Raw genomic sequence first — 22,552 nt, 5'->3', positions numbered from 1 at the left:
TTTGGCTATCCTCTGTTTGTACTGCAAATGATGAGATTGGCCAATGCCGTTCCTTTATTTTTCCAGAGCAAAAAGTCAGCACCGATTGTCCCGGCATTTTCTATCAGACAAAGAGGGCGGATTGGATATTATCGACCAGGTTACAGAGAGACTTCAGTGCAGTTTTACCGCACATTTATAGCTTTCATGGCCTTTGTCCTGTCATTACCAGCTATGGTGATTGCACCGTCAGGCTACTCTTACACCCTCATTGACCAGCATAATCCAGATGGGCACGAGGTTCGGATTCTGACCCTTCTGACCTATTCCGACAACCTGGCTGACATCGGACCGAAAACCAGCCAAACCCGCAATAACACACAGACATTGTCAGGTGGCAAGCTCGCTGGCATCGACGATTTTCCCGGTAGCGGGAGTGGCGGCTTCTCCTGCCTCGCCAGCGAAAGCTTCCAATGGCAGCCTGGTTGTTTCAAACCATGGCTTGAGCGAACGGTCTTGAAGACAAATCATAACGGTGGCCTGAAGGCAGGTAACGGCGATGGGCAGCCTTCTGGCAGAGCACCTGATCCAAAGCCAAAGGACGAAAATAACCACCATCAAAAGGAAACAAGAGAAGAACCTCAAGATCAGGAAAACCAATCACCGGGTGAAGGCCATGATGGCAATGGGAATGGCAATAACGGAAAAGACGACGATGAATCGGTGACTAAAAATAATGACTCCACTCAAGACCTTCAGGTACTTGCAAATCAGCTTATAAACATCATTGAAAGCGGCGATCCCAGTGCCGTTTTTAAACTCAGGAAAATAATGGATGAGCTGGACATGCTTCAGCGTTTGCAGGTTCTGGAAACAAAAGGCACAAACAGCAGGGATGAAAGTATCACTCCTCTTGAGACGGTACTGCAACTGCAGCGTTCTCTCGAACAGAATTCATTGCGCAACCCATTTATCGAGCAGCTGATAGAAGCCACAAGCGATAAAAAACAGACTTTGAATGACCTTGACACTCTGCCTGCACTCCAGACAATAATTCCACCGGACCCGGCAATACCCGAAGCTGGTGACAACAACCTGATGATTTTGTACAAGATTGTTCAGGACATAATCCAGAGAGTCAATCAATCTGACCAACAGCCACCTGTAGGACACTTTGAAAAACGTTGCTTTGCTGAATACTTCGTCCAGTTATTCCTGACCTACTCTAACCCACTTGAGCTTATTCATTATCTGTCAGGACAAATATCAGATTTAGCCATAAGGATTGATATTATAACCGTTGCACAATCATTTACATTTCCTGCCTCTTTTGCAGATACCTTTGCACATTTTCATCAACACCCGGCGCTTCATGAATTACAACATTTCGTAAATGAACAGTTAATTCAGCTGCGTACCGACCCTTCACCCCATGAGCCAGTAATGAGTTCTACCCCACAAGTTAATAGCTGCCAAAGTGCCTCTGGTACTGGATACTCAAAGCAGGGAGCAAGGCCAAAGCAACCCGCCCTTACTCATCAGGCAAATGGGCTGCGCCAAAAACGATTAAAGAAAAGACGATCACACGGTGGTCATTCAACTCGTCTGGCAAGTACATCATCTTTTGTCGGTGCGGATAGAGCCATGGCTGTGCCTGGCAAGAAAACAATGGATGATTATATAAATATCAATGCCTTTCGCGATAATACATTTAAAGTGGATAAGGTGAAACATGCACAAATTACTGATAATAAGTGCCCAATATGTTGTAAGCGCTTTTCACGCACAGCAAGATTAGTGAAAACGCCATGTCATCACGTTTTTCATGTGCATTGTTTAAATCTGTGGCTCCAAAAAGGGCTATCTGACCTTTCAGTTAAAACTTGTCCTGTATGTCGATCAGAATTAAATGACTTAAGAGAAAAACTTAACGACTTTATCAGTCTATTGAAAAAATACGGCAATTGTCATTCGTTAGACAGTGCAAATAGAGCCGTTAAGGAATGGAATATAACAGAAACATGTTATGAAGCCCTATACCATTTTGTCCAACTTTGCAGGCACAACAATCAGGGTCCAGATGACTCACAGTTCGTCAATATCTTGAGGACAATAATTCATCCCGTTACAAAAGCCAACATTCCCCATGACCTTGAGATCAACTCAGCCTCCTTCAGCCCTGATAGCCGCCGGATGGTGACCGCCAGTGACGACTGTACCGCGAAAATCTACGGCTATAAGGCCGACGGATCATGGGAAGAGGAGGTCACTATCCGCCACAATGGTCCGGTCAAATCAGCCAGCTTTAGCAACGACAATTGTCGCGTAGTAACTGCCAGCACAGATCACACAACGAAAATCTTTGGCCAGAAGGACGATGCATCATGGGAAGAAGAACACTGTGTTCAACATACTGGTAAGGTCAACTCAGCCACCTTCAGCGCTGATAGCCACCATGTAGTGACTGCCAGTGAAGATCGTACGGCAATAATCTTTGGCCAAAAAGACAACAGACAATGGGGACCAGAAGTCACCATTAGACACAATGGTCCGATCCAATCAGCCGCCTTCAGCCCCGATAGTAGCCATGTGATGACTGTCGGTAAAGATAACATGGTAAAAATCACTGGCAGGTTGGCCAATGGATTATGGAAAATAAAAACCATCATTACCCATGATGACGCTGTCAACTCAGCTACCTTCAGCGCTGATAGCCACCATATAGTGACTGCCAGTGACGATGCTACGGCAATAATCTATGGCCAACAGGACGATGGCTCATGGGAAAAAGAATTGACCATTAGCCATATCGACAGCGATGGCCCGATCCAATCAGCCGGGTTTAGCCCTGATGACTGCCATGTGATGACTGTTGGCAGGGATGACCTGGTTAAAATCTATGGCAGGCAGAACAATGGACCATGGGTAAAAAAAGCCATCATTGCCCATGAAGATCGGATCAACTCAGCTACCTTCAGCGCCGATGGATGCCATTTGGCGACCGCCAGTGACGATAATACGGCGAAAATCTATGGCAAAAAAACCGATGCATCATGGGAAGAAGAAATAACTATCTGCCACTACCATAAGGTCCTCTCAGCCACCTTCACCCCCAGTAGCAGACGTCTGATAACCACCAGTATCGACAGGGCAAGCAAAGAGTATTGCCAGAATGACAATGGATCATGGAAAGAAGACAGCCCTACCCTTTATAAAGATTGGGTCTGTTTCCCTTCAGCCACCTTCAGCACCGATAGCCGCTTTGCGGCGACCTTCACTATCGACAGGAAGACAAAAATCCATACCCTGGAGGGCGATGCATCATCGAAAAAAGAAATCTCTACCTGTCACAGTGGTACGGTACTCTCAGCCAACTTCAGCGCCAATAGCCGTTTTCTGGTAACCACCCATTTCGTGTCATATGGTCGCCACCACTCTGCAAAAATCACTGAACTATGGAAGGAAGAATAACAGACAAGTATTTTGCCGGTTAAGAGATTGATGCTGCCGAAGGCTCTGTCGCACAAGACAAGCAATCCACATAGCAATTTAGAAATACTTGGCTATTCTCTGTTTCTACAACAAATAACAGGATTGGCTAAAGATGTTCCTTTATTTTTTCAGGGTGGAACTGTTCTGACGCACTCTATCAGGCAAAGAGTACGGGTTGGAATTGTCGACACAAGTTGTAAAGCGAGATTTGAATGGACTTTTTTCCGCTTATTCATAGCATTTGTACTTTTCCTGCTGGCTATGGCGGTTGTGCCGTTATGCTACTGCTCAACTCTCATTGACCAGCATCATCCCGATGGGCACGGGGTTCGGATTGAAATCGATGATTTCACGGATCCGCAGGGTGTGATTCAGTGGCAAATGGTTTTGCTCCTTCCGGAAGGCTTCAATGACCAAAACAGCTTCCTTTGTTTTAAAGTACCTGTGGCGCCAGCAGATTACGACAGTACCTCGATATGGGTCAGGAACAACTTGAGTGACTATTGCTATCAGCCAGTAATAGTAAGGGAAGAGCATATACCCTTCTTCCATGATGTCTCAGAACGCGCCTCTGAAAATGGCACACTGATTCGCTTAAAATCCACGACGGCAGAGAGACCAGAGCTTATTTCTGTCACCACGGATCAACCGCTGAACGTCAAACCTCGGGCTATCCCACTGACCCTTCTGGTCTACCCCGACGAGATCACGGACAGTGGGCTGGAAACCGGACAAACCCGAAATAACACACTGTCATCAACAGGAGACAAGCTCGCTGGCAAAGCCAATTTTCCCAGTGGTGGCAACGGGGGCTTCTTCCACTTGCCTCCCCCTCCACCCGGGGGAGGAGGGAGACCAACGGGATTATTCGAAATAGATCTTGTTATCCTGAAACCCGTCATCAACTGGCTGATGTCTTTAGGCAAGGATTCTACCTCAACTGAGGAACAGCCATCCCGGGCGCGTCTGAAAATGACGCGCGTTAACGCAGATGGTTCTTCCAGTGAGGCCGTTATACCCGTCGGTTGGCTTGACTTCCTGAATATTGAACAACTGACCGATGTTTATTTCTGGAACACTCTCTTCCAACGTGCCGCCACTGCTTGCCCAGCCAACAAAAGCCTTCAGTGGCAACTTGGCTGCTTGAAACTATTTCTTGAGCAAACAGCCCTGAAAACAGATCATGCCGGTGTCTTAAAGACCGCTGATGGGGATGGAGAAGCATCGGGTGATTTACCAGATAAAACACCAAAGGACGAAAATAACGACCACCCTGAAGAGAAAAAAGGTGAACCTGAAGATCAGGAGAACAATTCACCGGGAGAAGGCAGTTATAGCAGTGGAGATGGTGACAAAAGAAAAGACAACAATGGCAAAAAAAGTGAAAAAAGCACCAGGACTCAGGACCTTCAGCTACTTGCTAACCAGCTTTTAGCCATTATTGAGAGCGACGATCCCGATGCCGTTTTCAAGCTGAGGCAGATACTGGACGAGCTGGACCTGCCCCAGCGTTTGCAGGTTCTGGAGACAAAGGGCACAAATACTGCGGGCAATACTGTCACGCCTCTTGAGGCGATATTGCACCTGCAGCGTTCTTTCGATGAGAACTCAACGCGCAACCAGTTTATCAGGCAACTGATAGAAGCTACGAGTGATCAAACAAGGATTCTGGATGATTTTAACAACCCCTCTGAACTCCAACCAATCGCCCCACCTGACTGGGCACTGCCCGAAGCAGCCGACAGTAACCTGATGATTTTGTATAAGATTGTTCTGGATATCATCCACAGGGTTAATCAATCTGACCAACAGCCACCCATAGGAAACTTTGAAAAATGTTGCTTTACCGAATACTTTGTTCAATTGTTCCTGCTCTGTTCAAACCCACTGGTACCTATTCGTGAACTGTTAGGAAAAATATCAGATTCGGGCATCAGCCGTGATATTATGATTTCTGCACAATCATTTACCTTTTCCATCTCTTTTCGCGATATCTTTATACAACTTAATCAGCACCCATCGCGCCTTGAATTAGTGCGCCTTTCAAATGAGTTGATCAAGCAGGCGCATACTATCGAGTTACTGCAAATGCCTTCACTACAAGTCCCTTCACTACAAGCCTCTTCACTACATGCCTCCTCACTAAAAGCCTCTTCACTACAAGCCCCTTTCACAGAACCTGTAATCAGTCAGAGAGATATTGCCTTTAACACTACCACTGCAAACAATGGAAATATGCTCACCCATTCCATCCAGCAAGTTAATAGCTACCACAATGCCTCTCGCTCTACCGACAGCACTCCTGGCTTAGCAACTGACAGATACTTACAGCAGGGAGCCAGACCAAAGCTGCCTGCCCTTGCAGGTCCCCAAAATGCCTCCTTCCAAAGGAGATCTCAGACAAGACATTCACATGGTCATCATCAATCCAACTGGGCAGACGACCGATCTGATCTGGAAGAGTTGGGAATAGATCAAAACTTCTTAATTAAACATTCGATCGATAACTCTATTCTCGTTGATCTGAAAAGACGCGCTCAGGAAAAAGAAAAAAAAAAGACAACGGATTGAAGAGTTAACTCTAGAGGTTCAAGAATTAAGAAGAGAGAATCAGGCGTTAACTTCAGAAGCTCAGGGACTAAGAAGAGAAAACCAGAATTTAACTTCAGAGTCTCAATGGTTGAGAAGAGGGCATCAGGAATTAACTGAAGAGGTTCAAGGATTAAGAAGAGAGAATCGGAGGTATTGTGATTCGCGGGCCCGTTTGGAAGAGTCAGTAGACTATGTGAACCAACAAGCACGGTATCAGACGGCAGCGGCAAGCCCGGGCTCGATAGCAAACAACGAAGCAGAGTCTCACGCATGTTACCAGCAATCAAGCCCCCTGAATGAAGAGCCAAACCCATCGAACGCGCAGTTAAATACATCTGCGCAACCAGAACGAAACTCATTATGCGGTCATTACCAGAGGTTATGCCTTGTGAACTTTGGATGCTGTGCCGGATTTTTCCCCTGCCAAAGATGTCACAACATTAGTAATGACTGCGACGTTGACGATCGCATGGCTGTTGATGCAATAAGGCTTCGGTGCTCTCTGTGTCACTATGAGGGGGACATTACAGAAGACTCACAGACGTGTCCGGGATGCAATCAGCTAATGTCGGAATATTACTGTGCAAAATGCAAACATTTCACCAGTATGAATATCACACCGTTCCACTGCAATAAATGCGGTATTTGCCGAATAAACAAGGAAGAGAACTTTCACTGCGATGTTTGCAATGTCTGTCTGGACATAAGGTTGCAAGGCAATCACAAATGCCGGGAAAACTCAGGCCACGATGAGTGCTGCATCTGCCTGGAAGATGCCTTCGGCGGCTGCCGGATACTGCCCTGCTCCCACAAAATTCATAGGGAATGCGCCATTGAGTTGGTTAAAAACGGGATAAGAACCTGCCCTGTTTGCAGAAGCCCTCTATATACTCCGTTAGTTGAAAATAGCAATTAACCCTCCGACCGGATTAAATAATCACCACCGGTAATCACTTGATGTTTATAGTGCAGGAAGGAGGGGCTATTGTGCAGTTTCTGGCGGTGCAGAGTTTGCTGCTTCCCAAGACTTTACGATAAAAGGCATACAACCCACATAGCAATTCAGAAATTCTTGTCTATTATCTGTTTGTTCTAAGAATAATAAAACCGCTCAATAATGCTCTTTTGTTTTTCCAGAGTAGAAAGTCGGCACAGATTGTCCGGACGTTTTTATATCAGACAAGGAGGGTGGAATTGGTGTTATTAACATAATTATATAGAAAGATTTGAATGCATTTTTACCGTTTATTCATGGCGTTTGTTCTTTTCCCGCTTGCTATGGTGGTTGTGCCATTATGCTACTCCTCAACCCTCATTGACCGACATCATTTAGACGGGAGCAGGGTTCAGATTGAAATCAATGATGCTGCAGATCCGCAGGGTGTCAGTCGGTGGCAAGTAAACTTGCTGCTTCCGAAAGGTTTTAATGACCGAAAAAGCATTCTCTGCTTTAAGGCGCCTGTGACTCCAGAAGATTCGAACAGTATCGCAATATCGCTCACGAACGACTTGAGTGACTATTGCTATCAGCTACTGATAATGGAGGAAGAGCAAACACCCATCTTCCAGGATGTCTCACAGGGTACCTCTGAAAATGGCACGCTTGTTCGCTTAAAATCCACGACGGCAGACAGACCAGAGTTGACTTCTGTAACCAGCGATCAACCGCTGAAGGACGAGCCCCATATTGCTCCAATGACCCTTCTGGTCCACCCCGACAACATAGCAAACAGTGGACTGGAAACCGGCCAATCCCGAAATAACACACTGTCATCGACAGGAGGCCAGTTCACTGGCACGGGCAATTTTCCCAGTGGTGGCAATGGCGGCTTCTTCTACTTGCCTCCCCCTCCCCCCTGGGGAGGTGGTGGGGGCAGACCATCGGGATTATTCGAAATAGACCTGGTTATCCTCAACCCCATCATCAATTGGCTGATGTTTATTGGTAAGGATTCTATCTCGTTTCAGGAACAGCCGTCTCCGGCCCGTCTGAAGATGACACGCGTCAACGCAGATGGCTCTTCCAGTGAGGCCGTTATACCCATTGGTTGGCTTGACTTCCTGGATGTAAATCAACTGACCGATGTTAATTTCTGGAACACCCTTTTGCAGCGTGCCGCCAATTCTTGCCCGGCCAGCGAAAGTCTTCAGTGGCAGCTTGGCTGTTTGAAACTATTTCTTGAGCGCACAGCCCTGAAGACAAGTGGCCTGAAAGCGGGCAATGGGGATGGTGAACCTACTGGCAGGGCACCAGACAGAGAATCAAAGGACGAAAATAACTATCAACAAAAAGAACAAAGAGATGAACCTGAAGGTCAGGAGAGCAGATCACCGGGGGAAGGTGATGATAGCAGTGAAGATTGGAATAACAGAAAAGACGACAATGAAGATGAAGATGAAGATGAGAATGAAGAAAACACCGGGACTCAGGACCTTCAGGTACTTGCGAACCAACTTGTCGCCATCATTAAGAGCAACGACCCCAACGCCGTTCACAAGCTAAGGCGAATACTGAATGAGCTGGACATGCCTGAGCGTTTGCAGGTTCTGGAAACCAAAAGCACAAACACCAGGGGTAATGCTGTCACTCCTCTTGAGGCGGTACTGGAACTGCAGCGTACTTACCGTGAGAACTCAGTGCGCAACCGGTTTATCAGGCAGCTGATAGAAGCCACGAGCGATGAAACACAGGCTTTGAATGACCTTGGCACCCTGTCTACAAGTGAACCGATTATTCCACCTGAGCAGGCACTGCCGGAAGCTGCCGATAACAACCTGATGATTTTGTATAAGATTGTTCAGGACATAATTGACAGGGTCAATCAATCTGACCAACAGCCACCAATAGGACAATTTGAACAATGTTGCTTTACTGAATACTTTGTTCAATTGTTCCTGTTCTATGAAAAACCGCTTGGGCCTATTCGTGAACTGTTAGGAAAAGTATCAGATATAACCACACGAAGTAATATTTTGTTCCACGCAAGGCCGTTTACATTCCCCAAGCCTTTTATAAATATTACGCAATTTGATCAGCACCCGTCGTTTCAAGAATTATTAAGCTTTTCAGATAAACTCTTGAGGCAGGTGCAATCTTACTCATCATCACAAGCGCCTTCGCCAAAAGAGTCTTCACCACAAGCGTCTTTAATCCGTAACAGAGATTATATCTCCGACGACACAACTGACGGTGCCTGCCCCGAGCCTGATGAACATCAATCCGAGTGTAACGGTGATAATACCTCCAACGAAATAATTGTCAGCAATGCAAGCCCATTCTCCGATTCAATCCAGCCTGTGGATAGCTTACAGGCAAGTTCATTCACTGATTCAGTCCAACCAGCTGATAGCTTCCAGGCAAGTTCATTGACCGATTCAGTCCAACCAGTTGATAGCTTGCAGGCAAATTCACTCACCGATTCAGTCCAACCAGTTGATAGCTTCCAGGCCAGTGCAAACACTCATTCAATCCAGCCTGCTGATAGCTTCCAGGCAAGTTCATTCACCGATTCAGTCCGACCAGTTGATAGCTTCCAGGCCAGTGCAAACACTCATTCAATCCGGACTGTTGATAGCTTTAAGGCAAGTGCAAACACTTATTTAATCCGACCCGTTGATAGCTTCCAGGCAAGCGCAAACACACATTCAATCTGGTCTGTTGACGGCTTCAAGGCCAGTTCAAACACTCTTTCACTCCGGCCCGTTGGTAGCCTCCAAAGTGCCTCTGGCGCCACCGGCAGCACCCCTAACGTACCAACAAACAGATATTTACAGCAGGGAGCAAGGCCAAAGCAGACTGCACTTACCAATCAGCGAATCGGCCCTTTCGAAAGGCGATTACAGGCAGGACGTTCACACGGTGCTTATCACGCCAGTAGGGCACGTGACCGATCCGATATGGAAGTGTCAGGGATAAATCAAGACTTCTTAAGTAAACATACGACCGATGCTTCTCTTCTCGTCGCCCAAACTTATCCCCAACCTTCTTTGCCTGCACAGATGTGGGATAGCAACGGACTGCCTTCAAATCCTTCACCGATTGCTCCGGAAAATGCATTTAATGCATTCGAAAACCCTGCCCTTTATGAACTTGGAAACTTGAATAGCAGTTTAAGAGAGTTAGAACATGCTACAAATCAATACCACTGGCTTACAGAAATGATTGAGCTGCAAAGATGCGATCAGGAGAAAGATAAAGAAAAGATTGCAAAGTTAACTGGACAAAACGAACAGTTAAGAGAATTGAACCAAATGTTAAGAACAGAGAACCAAAGATTAAGAATAGAAAATCAAAATTCAGATATAGAGAATCGAAACTTAAATGTAGAAAATCATGAATTAACGATAAAGAATCAAGAATTAAATGCAGATATTGAGGGGTTGCGAGGCTGCGTAACTTATTTTGAAGATCAAAACAGAAGCTTGAATAACCAATATTCAATATTGATGCGTGAGCTTCATCAGCTACGATCAGCAAACCGCATGAATGATCGAACAGATCAACCTATGGCAGAGGTCTGGCCGACGATGCGAATCTCAGCCGATTTTGTTTCTCACGATCACTCGATCACTCACAATGAGCTGGAAAACTCTTCTGACTCCTCCGATTCAGGGCCACCATCTGTAAGCGATATGCCTCATGGAGAAAATCAACAGATGGCCGCAGCCAACACTTTGCAGATCATTGACTCATATTCTGCCCCTTACCAGCAGCCGTGCACCCAAAGCGGGCATGCAAACCCGCCCGATGAGCAGGCAGGCTGTTCAAACGTAGATTTACAACGGCTTCCACTGCAAGAGTCTCACGGAGCAGGGTGCCAGCATTACCGGAGATTCTGCTCTGTGGGTTTTCCTTGCTGTCCGGGGTATTTCCCCTGCCATAGATGTCATAACGAAAACAAGGATCCTTCATGTACAGCTACACATAAGGCTCTCAATGCAGTACGGCTTAAGTGTTCTCTGTGTGGATATGAGGGAGAAATTAATGAAGATTCCCAGACATGCCCCGGATGTGGAGAGCAAATGTCGGAATATTACTGCGCAATTTGCAAACACTTCACCACAGCACATAATAAACCGCATCACTGCGATAAATGTGGTATTTGCCGAATAAACTCAGATAATTCCTTTCACTGTGATGTTTGCGGTGTCTGCCTTGATAACAGGCTATTGGGCAATCACAAATGTCGGGAAAACTCAGGCCACGATGAGTGCTGCATCTGTCTGGAAGATGCCTTTAGCGGCTGCCAGATATTAGCCTGCTCCCACAAAGTCCATAAGGAATGTGCCATAGCAATGATTAATAACGGGGTAAGAACCTGCCCTGTTTGCAGACACCCCCTATTTACTCAGGAGCATGAACACAATGATTAAACGTCTGAGCGGATTTAATAGTCGCCGCTGGCTTAGCCTCCTTCAGATAAGACGACTCAAGACGCGGCTGGTCACATCACTGAGATAACCAATGAACAGGCTGCCCATGGAAGCCCGAAAATGATTTTCATCCCGGCTGCCCAGTGCCAAAACACCCACTTTATCCGGGAAATTCAATGGCGCCAGTGCCACTGAACCGATTTCCCCATGGTTGTCCGGAAACAGGAATTCCAGTTCGCGGGACTTCATTCGGCCACAGATGACCTTTTGACCGGAAGATTGTTTATCCCTGAAGCCTGAAAGCAGATCACCCAGAATTTCATCCGCTGTATCAGGATCTTCTTCCCGGATGGTCAGATTGGCTGGTTGGCGGGTAAACAGAATCAGGGAATGAAAATCGATTTCAAAATCCTGCTCCAGACCATCTTTGAGGGTTTCAGTCGCCTGCTCAAGGTCCTGACTTTCCAGCATACCAAGCACCAGTTTGCGAGTCTGTTCGAACAGGCGATCGTTATCCCGGGCAACGTCCACCAGTTTGCCAAGCCTGCGCCGCAACTCAAGATTGTGTTTCCTGAGCAGTTGTAACTGACGTTCAACCAGTGAAATAGCTTCCCCTCTTTCATGGGGAATCTTGAGATCCAACAGCAGTTCATCCTGATTCAAAAAAAAGTCAGGATGGTTCTTCAGATACTGAATCACCTGATCTGCCGTCATAGCAGTGATCTGGTTTTCTCTGCCAGCGTTTTTCTTGTTTGAGGCTTTATCACTGGTGGCCGAGTCTGTCATATCCTTGTTTGTCCTTCGAATACCCTGGTGGCACTCCCTGTCATCATAACCGGGTGACCTTCTCCCCGCCAACGAATCAGAAGACTGCCACCGGTAAGATTAACCCGAACCTCTTCATCCAGAAGTCCTTGTAAACGACCCGCGACAACCGCCGCACAGGCACCGGAACCACAAGCCAGGGTTTCACCCACGCCTCGCTCATAAACCCGGAGGTTGATCTCTGTGGCATCCAGTACCTGCATAAAACCGGCATTACAGCGTTTTGGAAAACGACTATGGCCTTCCAGTTTGGGACCCATTGATTCAACCGGTGCCCGGTTAATATCCTCCACCTGCCATACGGCGTGAGGATTGCCCATGGAAACTGCCCCCACTATCAAACGCTCTCCGTCCACATCAAGGTCATAGGTGGTTTGCATGGATGGTGCGTTGAACGGAATCTGTTGAGGCTCCAGCACCGGAATACCCATGTCCACCGTAACATCGCCATTGTCTTCAATGGTGAGTTCCATATTGCCACCTGAAGTCTGAACACGAATGGTGTCACGTCCAATCAGTTTCTTGTCCCTGACAAAACGGGCAAAACAACGGGCACCATTGCCACATTGCTCCACTTCACTGCCGTCGGCATTGAAGATCCGATAACGGAAATCCATATCGGGATCGGTGGGCGGCTCAACCATCAGCAACTGATCAAAACCAATTCCAAAATTCCGGTCAGACAGGCTGCGGATTTTTTCCGGCGTAATGCGTATGGACTGGGTGACTCTGTCAACAACCATAAAGTCATTGCCCAGGCCGTGCATTTTTGTGAAGTGCAACAACATAGCGCAATAATTATCCTTCTGGCAGCAGTATTTCGTTGGCCCACTGGTCAGCCAGCCTTTCCCGGCGACGAACCAGATGTACCTGATCACCATCGACCATAATTTCAGCAGGGCGACAACGGGAATTATAATTGGAGCTCATTCCAAAGCCATAGGCACCGGCAGAGCGGACCGCCAGCAAATCGCCTTCAGCCACTTTCAGCTTTCTGTCTTTACCCAGAAAGTCTCCGGTCTCACAAATGGGCCCGACCACATCGCACAATAGCTCCCCTCTCTCGTCGTTGCGCACCACCGGTTCAATACCATGCCAGGCGCTGTAGATTGAAGGACGCAAAAGATCATTCATGGCCGCATCAACCACGGCGAAAGCCTTATGGTCAGACTGTTTGATCAGCTCAACTTCAGTGATCAGCATCCCTGCCTGTGCGGCAATAGATCGCCCGGGCTCAACCACAATTTTCAGGTGCTTGTGGTGCTCGTTGGCAGCCAGGTGCTCTCTCACTTGCCCCAGATATTCTGAGGGTGTCGGTGGCTGTTCGTGTTTTTCGTAGGAAATACCCAGGCCACCACCAATATCCAGATGCTTCAGAATAATACCCATTTCACGAAGCTGATCAACCAGCAGCAATAGACGATCAAGAGCATCAATAAAGGGCTCTTTGGTGGTGAGCTGAGAGCCGATATGACAGTCCACACCCACCACTTCGATATTCGCTAGCTCAGCTGCCCGCTGGTAAACGGCAGGCGCAGCCTTGATATCAATACCGAACTTGTTGTCTTTCAGACCCGTAGAAATATAAGGGTGGGTCCGGGCATCGACATCCGGATTCACCCGGACAGAAACAGCGGCCACTTTGCCCATGATTTCTGCTTCTTGCTGGATTCTTTCCAGCTCCGTTTCTGACTCAATATTGAAGCAGTGAATACCCAGTTCCAGGGCTCTTCTGATTTCATGACGCTGTTTGCCGACACCGGAGAAAACCACTTTAGAGGCTTCACCGCCGGCAGCAATAACCCGCTCCAGTTCACCAACGGAAACGATGTCAAAACCCGCTCCCAGTTTTGCCAGAACATTCAGAACCGCCAGGTTGCTGTTAGCTTTGACGGCGTAACAAATCAGGTGAGGCCACCCTTCCAGCGCCTGTTTGTAGGCTTTAAACCCTTCTTCAAACCCTTTGCGGGAATAGATGTAGGCCGGGGTACCAAACTGTTCAGCAATTTCAGTAACGGGAACCTGTTCAGCATAAAGCTCACCGTCACGGCTGGGAAACCAATCCATCAGACTGTCTTACTCTCTGTCATAAAATTTCTGGGGAGCATTATTCTACTTTTCCGGGCTTGAGGCATCCATGCACTTGAGGCATCTATGCGCTTCAGTCGCCTGTCTCTCCCCGGAGACTGATTACTCTGACCCACCATGAGTCAACTGCTGGGTGTCACCATCCTTTGGAAGATACAAATCCCCTTTCTGACCGCACCCGGCAAGCAGAAGAGTGGTGAACATGAGGGCAATAAGGGCTCTCATGAAAGGCTCCTTGTACTTTTTACCATGAGCTGAATTTGCTCAGGGCTGTGTGGATAGTCATTCACCACCAGAACAGCCCTTCTTTGAAAAGGCTGTTTCAGCAATGATCAACCGCTGAGTATAATCTGCATCAAACAGCGGCGATAGCCCTAACTGACGGATACACTGATGAACGAAAGCGAATATCATGACCTCCTGGACGACCTGATGGTCGCTATTGAAGACGCCATAGAAGAGGCAGGGCTGGATATTGATTATGAAACCGCCGCAGGCATTCTCACTCTGACCTGTGAAGACAACTCCAAGGTCATTCTGAGCCGCCAGACACCCGTGCTGCAATTATGGCTGGCCGCCAAAGGCGGCGGCTTTCACTTCGATTACGATGAAAGCAAAGAACAGTGGATTGCTGACAGCAACGGCGAAGCGTTTATGCAGGTGTTGAATCGCTGTTTGAGTGAGCAGTATGGGGAGGCAGTAGAACTTACCGTTTAAGTGCTGGTGAAGCTTTAGCTTCCCTGGTTCAGGTTTCCTAAAAAACAAAAAGGCGAAACCCGGATAGAGCTTCGCCTTTTTTGACAGAGTCTGGGGAAGCAGATTGCGCCTCCTCAGATACTGCTTACTGTCAGGCTGACTGCTTCTGATGATTAGAAGTAGTAAAGAGCCTGCACAGCGTAGGTGTCGTCAAAATCTTTATTGCCGGCAGCAGCGACTTTCTCACCACGGGTGTATTCGAAAGCGAACTGCATTGGGCCAGTTTCATAGATGGCACCCACCATGTAGTCGGTGAACTGAGCGTCAGTCTTGTCACCAGTGTAGGTGTCGTCAGCAGTCAGCTGGTTGAAACCAGACTGCAGGTAGAAACCATCAACAACCTGAGGCAGGGCCAACTTACCGTACAGTTCAATACCGGTAGATTCTTTGTCCAGAGTGCCTTTGACTACAGCAGTCTTGTTTTCAAACTGACCATAGGTAGCTGCCAGGTACAGAGCTTCGTTTTCGAACTTGGCGCCAACGGTAGCAGAGGTAGACTTGTCAGAACCGCTGTAATCTGGAGAGTTAGTTGGAAGACTTGCAGGAGTATTGTCTACTTCGTTAGCGTACTTGGTTTCGTTGTAGGTAGCACCCAGAGACAGACCCATTGGCAGATCGTAGCTCAGAGCAACACCGTAGCTGGAGTCACGAGTTCCAGACTCGCCAGCCAGTGTAGTGCCACCGGTACCTTTCAGCTGGTACTGGATACCAACGTTCAGACCGCCAAAGCTGTTGCGATACTGGATTACGTCGTCAGCACGCGCAGTACCGTCAGTGTCACCATTGTCGTGTGAAGAGTCAGCATCAGTTGCCAGACCTGTACGGCCACTGTAGACACCCATAGCAGCACCACCACCGATGGCGAACTGGTCAGTCCAGCCAGATACGTCAGAGGTTACAGACCATGCTTTACCTGCAGTGAAGGCACCGTAGGTATCGTGGCTCAGGCCAACATTACCCAGACGGTTGAAGAACTGATCGTCCTGGTCGCCGTCAACAGCGTAGAAGCCCCACTCAGCAACAGCAGAACCGGTCCAGCCGCTGGAAAACTTGTGAGCGTATTTGAAGTTGATGCGTGGGCTGGCATCTTTCATCTCAGCGTCAGAACCATTGCTCTTAACGGTCTTAGCTCCGATCTTACCGCCAATTGACAGGCTGTTAACGTCATCGTTATAAACTTCCAGGGCCATTGCCTGACCGGCAACGAGGGAAGCGACTAAAGTGGCAAGCAGTTTCTTCTGCATGATCACTGGACTCCTAACTCAATGTGTTGTGTTGTGTGAATCTTTTCTGCTTTTTATATGTGATCACGAACTATTAGAAATCATTCTATGACCGAGCAGTTATATGCGGATTCTTATAAGTTATTGGACGTTCATCACATCACTAAAACTCATATACTTATTCAATTTTTGATATTGCTGAGGATTTATACTTATACGACTAAGTTCGCACGCAGTTAAAGCCACCATTAAAATAGAGATACTTACCTATTGAACTCCCCGACCTGTCTTTTTACCGTAACTATTTAGCGCAGACGGTTAAGTAAATTTTTTAAAAACCGGGTAAAAGTTGATTAAAGAAACACACTCTTTTTCGCTAAAAAAGAGACTTTATGGCTCACAAGTAAACGACAAAGATTAAATTATTAAAAAAACAGAACATTACTGCCTGTGTCAGGTATTGAATTTCGGAGAGAGTAAGGCAGATCGGCATTCAAACTAAGCAGAGCCATACAGCGGGATAAATGGATTAAAAGAAGCCTTTAGAAGCAGAAGGTTTATTTTTATCAAAGTGAACTGTTTCCAGCCCACCTTGAATAATGTTCCTTAAAAAGTCCGATTCAGCCCCATATCCCAGAAGCCAATTTCCAGACGGGTGGCCTCTCTGAAAGTACGACAGAGAGAGTCCATCCGGCCTTCAGAGAAACGGCTGGCAGCCAGTGTTTCAATCGCTTCAACCTGCCTGACAGCCCCTTGCACAAACTCCTCTCCCCCATAGGTTTGGATCCATTTCCAATAGGGGTTTCCTTCTCTTTTAGTTGCCGGGTCATTGATCAGTCTCAGACCAATCTCTGCATAGCCTACTGCACAGGGGGCGAGGGCAGTTTCCAGATCCAGAATATCACCTGCCATTCCTCGCTCCAGCACATAGCGGGTATAAGCCATATTAGCCCTGGCTTCTGGCTGACTGACCACATACTGCTCAGTCATTCCCCACTCGGCACAGTAGTCCAGATGAAGATTCATCTCTGAGAGAATCCCGGCCACGGAGCCGGAAGCTGCCCTCATATCCTCAAGATTATCAGCCTTGTAGACCGCCAGCGCATAAGCTCTGGCGAAGTGAATCAGAAACAGATAGTCCTGCTGCAAATAATGCTTGAAGCTTTCCAGAGGCAGTGTGCCGTCCGCAATACCCTGAACAAACTCATGGTGACAATAGCGGTGCCAGTCATCAGCACAGGCTGTTTTCATTTTGCAGTAAAGCGTATCGGAATGATCAAAAGGAGAAGTCATGACTCAGTCCAGAAGCGTGTGAAAAAAGGCGAAATCATACCCTGAATGTTTAACTGGAGCACCAAGCCGTTATACTTCAGTTTTTGGCACGAACAGGTTAAAACCATGCTGACTCAAACCATGATCGACAAGCTCAACGATCAGATCAATCTTGAGTTCTACTCCTCCAACCTTTACCTGCAAATGGCTTCCTGGTGCGAAGCCCAGGGGCTTGATGGCTGCAACGAGTTTCTGCGTCGGCATGCCCGGGAAGAAATGGAGCATATGCAAAAGCTCTTTGACTATGTTAATGAGACTGGGGCAATGGCTATCATCGGTGCAATCAATGCACCTCCCCACCAGTATGAATCGGTAAGAGATATCTTCCAGCGGACTTACGAGCACGAGTGCGAAGTGACCCGTTGTATCAACGAGCTGGCGCACACTGCATTTACTGAAAAGGACTATAGTACTTTCAACTTTCTGCAGTGGTATGTAGCCGAGCAGCACGAAGAAGAAAAGCTGTTCAAAGGTATTCTGGATAAAATCGATATGATTGGCTTTGAGGGCAAGGGTCTCTACTACATCGACAATGAAGTATTGAAACTGGTAGCCTCCATGCCTCCTGTAACGGCAGCATAGACAGTGCTTTCACAGGGCAGCTTTATGGCCACGGAGGTTCCTTCATCCAATGCCTTAAGCTTGCTCTGTCTAAACAGGCAAAGTAAACCGGAAACTGGTCCCCTTTCTCAATCGGCTGGTCACCTCTATATGACTGCCATGCAACTCCAGAATTCTTTTCACGATGGCCAGCCCCAGGCCAATACCTCCGGCTTTGTTGCGATGCTCTGCGGCCAGTGATGCCTGGTAGAAACGATTGAATATTCTTGGCAGATCCTCCTCATCAATGCCTCTGCCTGTATCTTCAACCGTTACATTAACGCCCCTTGCTGTGGTACTCAGACGGATCAGGATCGAGCCATTCTGCGGAGTGTGGGTAATAGCATTTTTCAGAAGATTATCAAACACCCTCTGAATCATTCCGATATCAGCAAAAACCTGTGTCTGACTTTCATTACACTCTATGGACAGGGAAATCCCCCGTTCTTTCAGAGTCAGCCTGAAGCTCTGAACCGTGTCGTACATCAGCTCAGCCAGAAGAAAGTGCTCAAAGTCAGGCTTTTTGCTGCCTGACTCCAGCTTTGACAGTCAAATAAAATTGCAACAATCGCAAAATCAATTACGCCAGACACAAGATAAATCGTCAAAAGGTGAATTTATCTTGTGGGGTTCAACTACAAAGCTAGCCAAGATTGAAGGCGTAACCAGCCAAACTATGAGGCGCAAGATCGAAAGCGGTCACTACGAAAAAGTGAAGCAAACCAGTGGTGGTCACTTCCGCATATTCATCAACCAGCAGAGGAAGATATGCTATACAAGAGTGAGTTCTGGAAAGCAAAAATCCAGCATTGACACGCAAAAGCGTATCTTACTCAAAGAGCACCCTGATGCAGAATTTATCAGCAACATTGCCAGTGCTTTCAACTTTAAGCGAAAAGGACTGCAAACCATTCTGGAATCAGCGGTGTGCGGAAATCCAACCTATATTGTGGTTGCCACAAAAGATCGCCTTGCCCGATCAGGGTTTGGACTCATCAAATGGCTTGTTGAATTATCGGGAGGACACATCGAGGTTTTGGATGACCCGGATAACGCCTGTGGGCCATTCGACACCCAAGAGCTTATCGGTTTCATTACCTCATTCTGCAATAGCCACTACGGGAAGCGATCTGCTAAAAGACGCAAAGGACGCAAAGATAGTAGCGTCAAAAAAGATCAGGTTTTACCCAGAGAATGAGCAAGCCTATCACGATGCCCTGATACTCTATCGCAGGTCGTACAACCTTGCTGTTGAGCGTTTCCGCAACGATGACTATAAAGATGCCAGTGGAAAATTCATCAACATGCGACCTGCCATTAAAGCTCAAGTGAAGCAAGAGCAAAAAGAAAGTGGCAGGGCTTATAACTCGCTTGTTTCTGATAATGGAACACTGGCGGCAACGGCTACATTCAAAGCGGTCTGCGAGCACAACAAGAAGCTCAAGGGAGCTAAAGAGGGCTTTGCAGAAGTCAGTTTCAAAAGCCGCAAAGGTAGCAGGCACTCATTCTCTATTGACCGTTTGCCAAAGGGGTTAAATCCCTGCGTACAGGCTCTTGGCAAGATTCACCTGACAGAAGATGTGCCAGCAGAAGCGATTGGTAAATCTTGTGTCGTAACCTACGACAAAGGTCGCTGGTTCATTCAGGTTCAACAACATATTGAGCTAAATCCCGAAATCCAAGGGAAGGTTAGATGTGTTGGAGTTGACCCCGGAGTTCGCACCTTTGCCACTTGCTACAGCGAAAAAGAGGCGTTGATAGCGGGTGATAAGGTTGCAAAAACAAAGCTGTTTCCACTGATGAAGCAAGTGGACAGCTTGATCAGTCAAAAGCAAAAAATCCTGAACACTCAGAAGGGCGTTGAGTTCCCCGATATGCCCCAGTGGGCAAGAGATCGGATTATTCATTTCAACAGGGAAATTGACCGGCTGAAATGCAAAAAGGATGACATTGTTCTTGATCTGCATAACCGGCTGGCGTTCGAGCTGGTGTCGAACTACGACGTTGTATTTTTGCCAACCTTTGAGACAAGAGGTATGGTCACACGCAAAGATAAGAAGGTTCGCACCATTCGCCGTAACACCTGCCGCCAGATGCTTGACCTCAATCACTACCAATTCAAAAAGCGGCTTAAGTGGTACGCAAAAAAGTATGGAAAGCATGTGGTTGATTGCAAGGAAGCCTATACATCCAAGACTCGATCATGGAGCGGGACCATTGACGAAAAATTAGGTTCTTCCAAGGTTATTAAGGGTGAGGGCTTCACCGTTGATCGTGATATCAACGGTGCCAGAAATGTCTTTCTTAAGTGTTTGACAAGGTAGCTTGAACCTTATCCATAACAGCGAGTGTTGCGCTCGTTGCGGTTTTAATCAAGAGTCAGGACCAGAAAAACCAGACGGTTATAATGCTCAAGATAACGATGCCGGATGATTCGTCTGAAAAGGCTATGTCCTGGTTCCTGCAATGGTTGTTCTGCTATCGTATCCATCAGGCTACCGCTCCTTCTTTTTCTGATTTGGTCTCTGCCGGGTTCTCTTTTTTCTGAATCATGGCCAGCAAAGCCTGCTTATCGGTTTTTCCCCGTGTTGTCAGCGGGAATTCGGATAGAGCTACTACGGAGGAAGGAAGACAGTAATAGGGCAATCTGTCTTCTATGGCTTTCAGACATTTTTCAATGCTGCTATTAGCGGGTCTGACAAATGTCACCAGTTCTTTGTCGTTTAGCTTCATGGTCACAGCCTGTTGACATAGACCCGCTGACTCGATGACGTTTGAAATAGCGTCGAGCTCTACCCTGAAGCCTTTAACCTTGACCTGATCATCAGTGCGCCCAAAGTGTTCCAGCTCGCCCTCTTCATTCCAGCGTGCCAGATCTCGCGTTCTGAACATCAGGCTACCATCGGCCATAAAAGGATCAGGCTGATAACGCTCACGGGTCAGACGGGCATTATTGATGTATCCTGCTGAAACACCTTTACCCCCGGCCCAGATCTCACCCACTTCTCCCATCGCACAGGGCTGCATATGCTCGTCCAGCACATACACCGTATTATTGGGTGTCGGTTTGCCAATAGTGAGAGCCATTGAGTGTGGGCGAAAGTGCTGGGCCGTATTGATGATGGTGGTTTCGGTTGGGCCGCAGCTGTTAATGAAGCGACATCTGCCAGCCCAGTTTTCTGCCAGTGATCTTGGGCATGGCTCGCCTGCAACAGCAACACTTTTGATTCTTTGACACTGGTCAGCATCAACTTTTGCAAGAATACTGGGAGTAGCGATGATGACATCGCACTGCTTGGCTGCTTCAGTGAAATCGTTTTCCCGGATCACCAAGGTTCCGCCATGGGCAAGACAACCCAGAATTTCCCAGGCCGCCATATCGAAAGCAATGTTCAGCAGTTGCGACACTTTATAGCCGGGCTTTATTCCCAAATTACCTGGCGCTGTCAGCAGAATATTGCAGACATTGCCATGAGTAACCCGGACACCATTAGGCTTACCGGTGGTTCCCGACGTGAAAAGAATAAAGCAATTGTCACCGTGGCTTGCAGCAGAGCGAGGCACTGTCATGGACCAGGATTGCTGATCCTCTGACTTTGGAAAATCCAGACTATCAATAGCCAGAACTCTCTGGTGGTCCCTGACAGGAATTTTCTCCACCAGATGTGACAGTGTCAGAACAATATGGATATCTGCAGAATCCATCACGTCGATCAGGGTGGATTCCGGCGTAATTCTGACATCCTGAGGCACATAGGCGGCTCCTGTCTTCAGAATACCCACCAGCCCCACCAGCATGTGAATGGATCGCTCAAGAAACAGCCCAACATTATTTCCCTGACCTATTCCCATAGTGGCCAGTTGCACAGCCAACCAACTGGCTTTTCGATTGAGTTCACCGTAGGAAATATTTTCCTGTTTGTGCTGGGCAGCAATGGCTTTCTCCTGCTTCAACGCCTGCAGCTCAAAAGCCTGATGAATAGCATGGTGCGAGATTTGTCGTTCAGGGCCCCGGCCAAAAGCCTCAAATTTCTTCTGATCAGCGGGACTCAGTCCTGCCAGCGCCTGCCGGTTAAACCTCCTATTCTGAACTGCATCTTCCAGAGATTGGTTTAGTGATAGCGAGGTCACCGGGTTGTTGTGACTTTCCATCCTCATTGTTTTTGTCTCCAGTCAAATAACACGATATTGAAAAGTGACAACGGAAAGCCTTTTGGGCTCATGGTACTTTTCACCTTTACTGCGGTTGACTGAAAACATCACAGGAAATTCTCACAGAATTATCACAGGCT

General features: G+C 47.4%; 18 protein-coding genes. 8 read left to right on the top strand and 10 right to left on the bottom strand.

Annotation, left to right across the window (positions count from 1 at the left end):
- Positions 1–156: 156 nt before the first annotated feature.
- Complete coding sequence (locus tag ACO6VG_RS08895) at positions 157–3,450, top strand: RING finger domain-containing protein (protein ID WP_422473575.1); 3,294 nt, start codon at positions 157–159, stop codon at positions 3,448–3,450.
- A 309-nt stretch (positions 3,451–3,759) separates the two neighbouring features.
- On the opposite strand, the gene ACO6VG_RS08890 is transcribed toward ACO6VG_RS08895, so the two are convergent.
- Positions 3,760–3,888 carry a hypothetical protein gene (locus tag ACO6VG_RS08890; protein ID WP_422139738.1) on the bottom strand — a complete coding sequence of 43 codons (129 nt, stop codon included), beginning with the start codon at positions 3,886–3,888 and terminating at the stop codon, positions 3,760–3,762.
- A 75-nt stretch (positions 3,889–3,963) separates the two neighbouring features.
- Between ACO6VG_RS08890 and ACO6VG_RS08885 the strand changes: the two genes are divergently transcribed.
- From ACO6VG_RS08885 to ACO6VG_RS08875, 3 genes are all read left to right on the top strand, one after another.
- Positions 3,964–6,042 carry a hypothetical protein gene (locus tag ACO6VG_RS08885; protein WP_422473573.1) on the top strand — a complete coding sequence of 693 codons (2,079 nt, stop codon included), beginning with the start codon at positions 3,964–3,966 and terminating at the stop codon, positions 6,040–6,042.
- A 214-nt stretch (positions 6,043–6,256) separates the two neighbouring features.
- A complete protein-coding gene (locus ACO6VG_RS08880) occupies positions 6,257–6,979 on the top strand; it encodes a CHY zinc finger protein (RefSeq protein ID WP_422139736.1) in 723 nt (240 codons plus the stop codon).
- Between the two features lie 314 nt (positions 6,980–7,293).
- Positions 7,294–11,436, top strand: coding sequence for a CHY zinc finger protein (locus ACO6VG_RS08875; RefSeq protein ID WP_422473571.1), 4,143 nt, complete (start codon positions 7,294–7,296; stop codon positions 11,434–11,436).
- A gap of 42 nt (positions 11,437–11,478) precedes the next feature.
- Here the strand turns inward: ACO6VG_RS08875 and ACO6VG_RS08870 are convergent, their stop codons facing one another.
- From ACO6VG_RS08870 to lptM, 4 genes are all read right to left on the bottom strand, one after another.
- Entirely contained in the window at positions 11,479–12,222 is a 744-nt protein-coding gene (locus ACO6VG_RS08870) for a DUF484 family protein (RefSeq protein ID WP_422136615.1), read from the bottom strand.
- Positions 12,219–13,049: a diaminopimelate epimerase gene (gene dapF, locus ACO6VG_RS08865; RefSeq protein WP_422136614.1), complete on the bottom strand. Its 831-nt coding sequence runs from the start codon at positions 13,047–13,049 to the stop codon at positions 12,219–12,221. The genes ACO6VG_RS08870 and dapF overlap by 4 nt, the downstream gene beginning before the upstream one ends.
- Positions 13,050–13,059: 10 nt before the next feature.
- Positions 13,060–14,328 (bottom strand): diaminopimelate decarboxylase, encoded by a 1,269-nt coding sequence (gene lysA, locus ACO6VG_RS08860; protein ID WP_422412603.1) that lies wholly within the window; start codon positions 14,326–14,328, stop codon positions 13,060–13,062.
- A 123-nt stretch (positions 14,329–14,451) separates the two neighbouring features.
- Positions 14,452–14,574, bottom strand: coding sequence for an LPS translocon maturation chaperone LptM (gene lptM / locus ACO6VG_RS08855; protein ID WP_422136612.1), 123 nt, complete (start codon positions 14,572–14,574; stop codon positions 14,452–14,454).
- Positions 14,575–14,742: 168 nt separating this feature from the next.
- On the opposite strand from lptM, the gene cyaY reads away from it, so the two are divergent.
- Positions 14,743–15,066 (top strand): iron donor protein CyaY, encoded by a 324-nt coding sequence (gene cyaY, locus ACO6VG_RS08850; protein ID WP_422136611.1) that lies wholly within the window; start codon positions 14,743–14,745, stop codon positions 15,064–15,066.
- 152 nt (positions 15,067–15,218) lie between these two features.
- Here the strand turns inward: cyaY and ACO6VG_RS08845 are convergent, their stop codons facing one another.
- Positions 15,219–16,349: a porin gene (locus ACO6VG_RS08845; RefSeq protein ID WP_422412605.1), complete on the bottom strand. Its 1,131-nt coding sequence runs from the start codon at positions 16,347–16,349 to the stop codon at positions 15,219–15,221.
- 585 nt (positions 16,350–16,934) lie between these two features.
- Positions 16,935–17,621, bottom strand: coding sequence for a thiaminase II (gene tenA / locus ACO6VG_RS08840; protein ID WP_422473569.1), 687 nt, complete (start codon positions 17,619–17,621; stop codon positions 16,935–16,937).
- Between the two features lie 105 nt (positions 17,622–17,726).
- On the opposite strand from tenA, the gene ftnA reads away from it, so the two are divergent.
- Positions 17,727–18,242, top strand: a complete 516-nt coding sequence (ftnA, locus tag ACO6VG_RS08835) for a non-heme ferritin (RefSeq protein WP_422139730.1) — start codon at positions 17,727–17,729, stop codon at positions 18,240–18,242.
- A 69-nt stretch (positions 18,243–18,311) separates the two neighbouring features.
- On the opposite strand, the gene ACO6VG_RS08830 is transcribed toward ftnA, so the two are convergent.
- Entirely contained in the window at positions 18,312–18,746 is a 435-nt protein-coding gene (locus ACO6VG_RS08830; RefSeq protein ID WP_422136607.1) for a sensor histidine kinase, read from the bottom strand.
- On the opposite strand from ACO6VG_RS08830, the gene ACO6VG_RS08825 reads away from it, so the two are divergent.
- Both ACO6VG_RS08825 and ACO6VG_RS08820 read left to right on the top strand, forming a co-directional pair.
- Positions 18,736–19,458: an IS607 family transposase gene (locus ACO6VG_RS08825; RefSeq protein WP_422473566.1), complete on the top strand. Its 723-nt coding sequence runs from the start codon at positions 18,736–18,738 to the stop codon at positions 19,456–19,458. The two genes, ACO6VG_RS08830 and ACO6VG_RS08825, sit on opposite strands and share 11 nt — an antisense overlap.
- Positions 19,370–20,584, top strand: coding sequence for an RNA-guided endonuclease InsQ/TnpB family protein (locus tag ACO6VG_RS08820; protein WP_422476267.1), 1,215 nt, complete (start codon positions 19,370–19,372; stop codon positions 20,582–20,584). The genes ACO6VG_RS08825 and ACO6VG_RS08820 overlap by 89 nt, the downstream gene beginning before the upstream one ends.
- Positions 20,585–20,628: 44 nt before the next feature.
- On the opposite strand, the gene ACO6VG_RS08815 is transcribed toward ACO6VG_RS08820, so the two are convergent.
- Together ACO6VG_RS08815 and ACO6VG_RS08810 are read right to left on the bottom strand one after the other, a co-directional pair.
- Positions 20,629–20,751: a hypothetical protein gene (locus ACO6VG_RS08815; protein ID WP_422473564.1), complete on the bottom strand. Its 123-nt coding sequence runs from the start codon at positions 20,749–20,751 to the stop codon at positions 20,629–20,631.
- Positions 20,751–22,418 carry an amino acid adenylation domain-containing protein gene (locus ACO6VG_RS08810; RefSeq protein ID WP_422473562.1) on the bottom strand — a complete coding sequence of 556 codons (1,668 nt, stop codon included), beginning with the start codon at positions 22,416–22,418 and terminating at the stop codon, positions 20,751–20,753. Before ACO6VG_RS08810 ends, ACO6VG_RS08815 begins: the two co-directional genes overlap by 1 nt.
- Between the last annotated feature and the right edge of the window lie 134 nt (positions 22,419–22,552).

The sequence above is a fragment of the Endozoicomonas sp. ALB032 genome (assembly GCF_049310125.1).
In the GTDB taxonomy this organism is placed as follows: Bacteria; Pseudomonadota; Gammaproteobacteria; order Pseudomonadales; family Endozoicomonadaceae; genus Endozoicomonas_A.
This window is presented reverse-complemented; position numbering and strand designations above follow the sequence as displayed.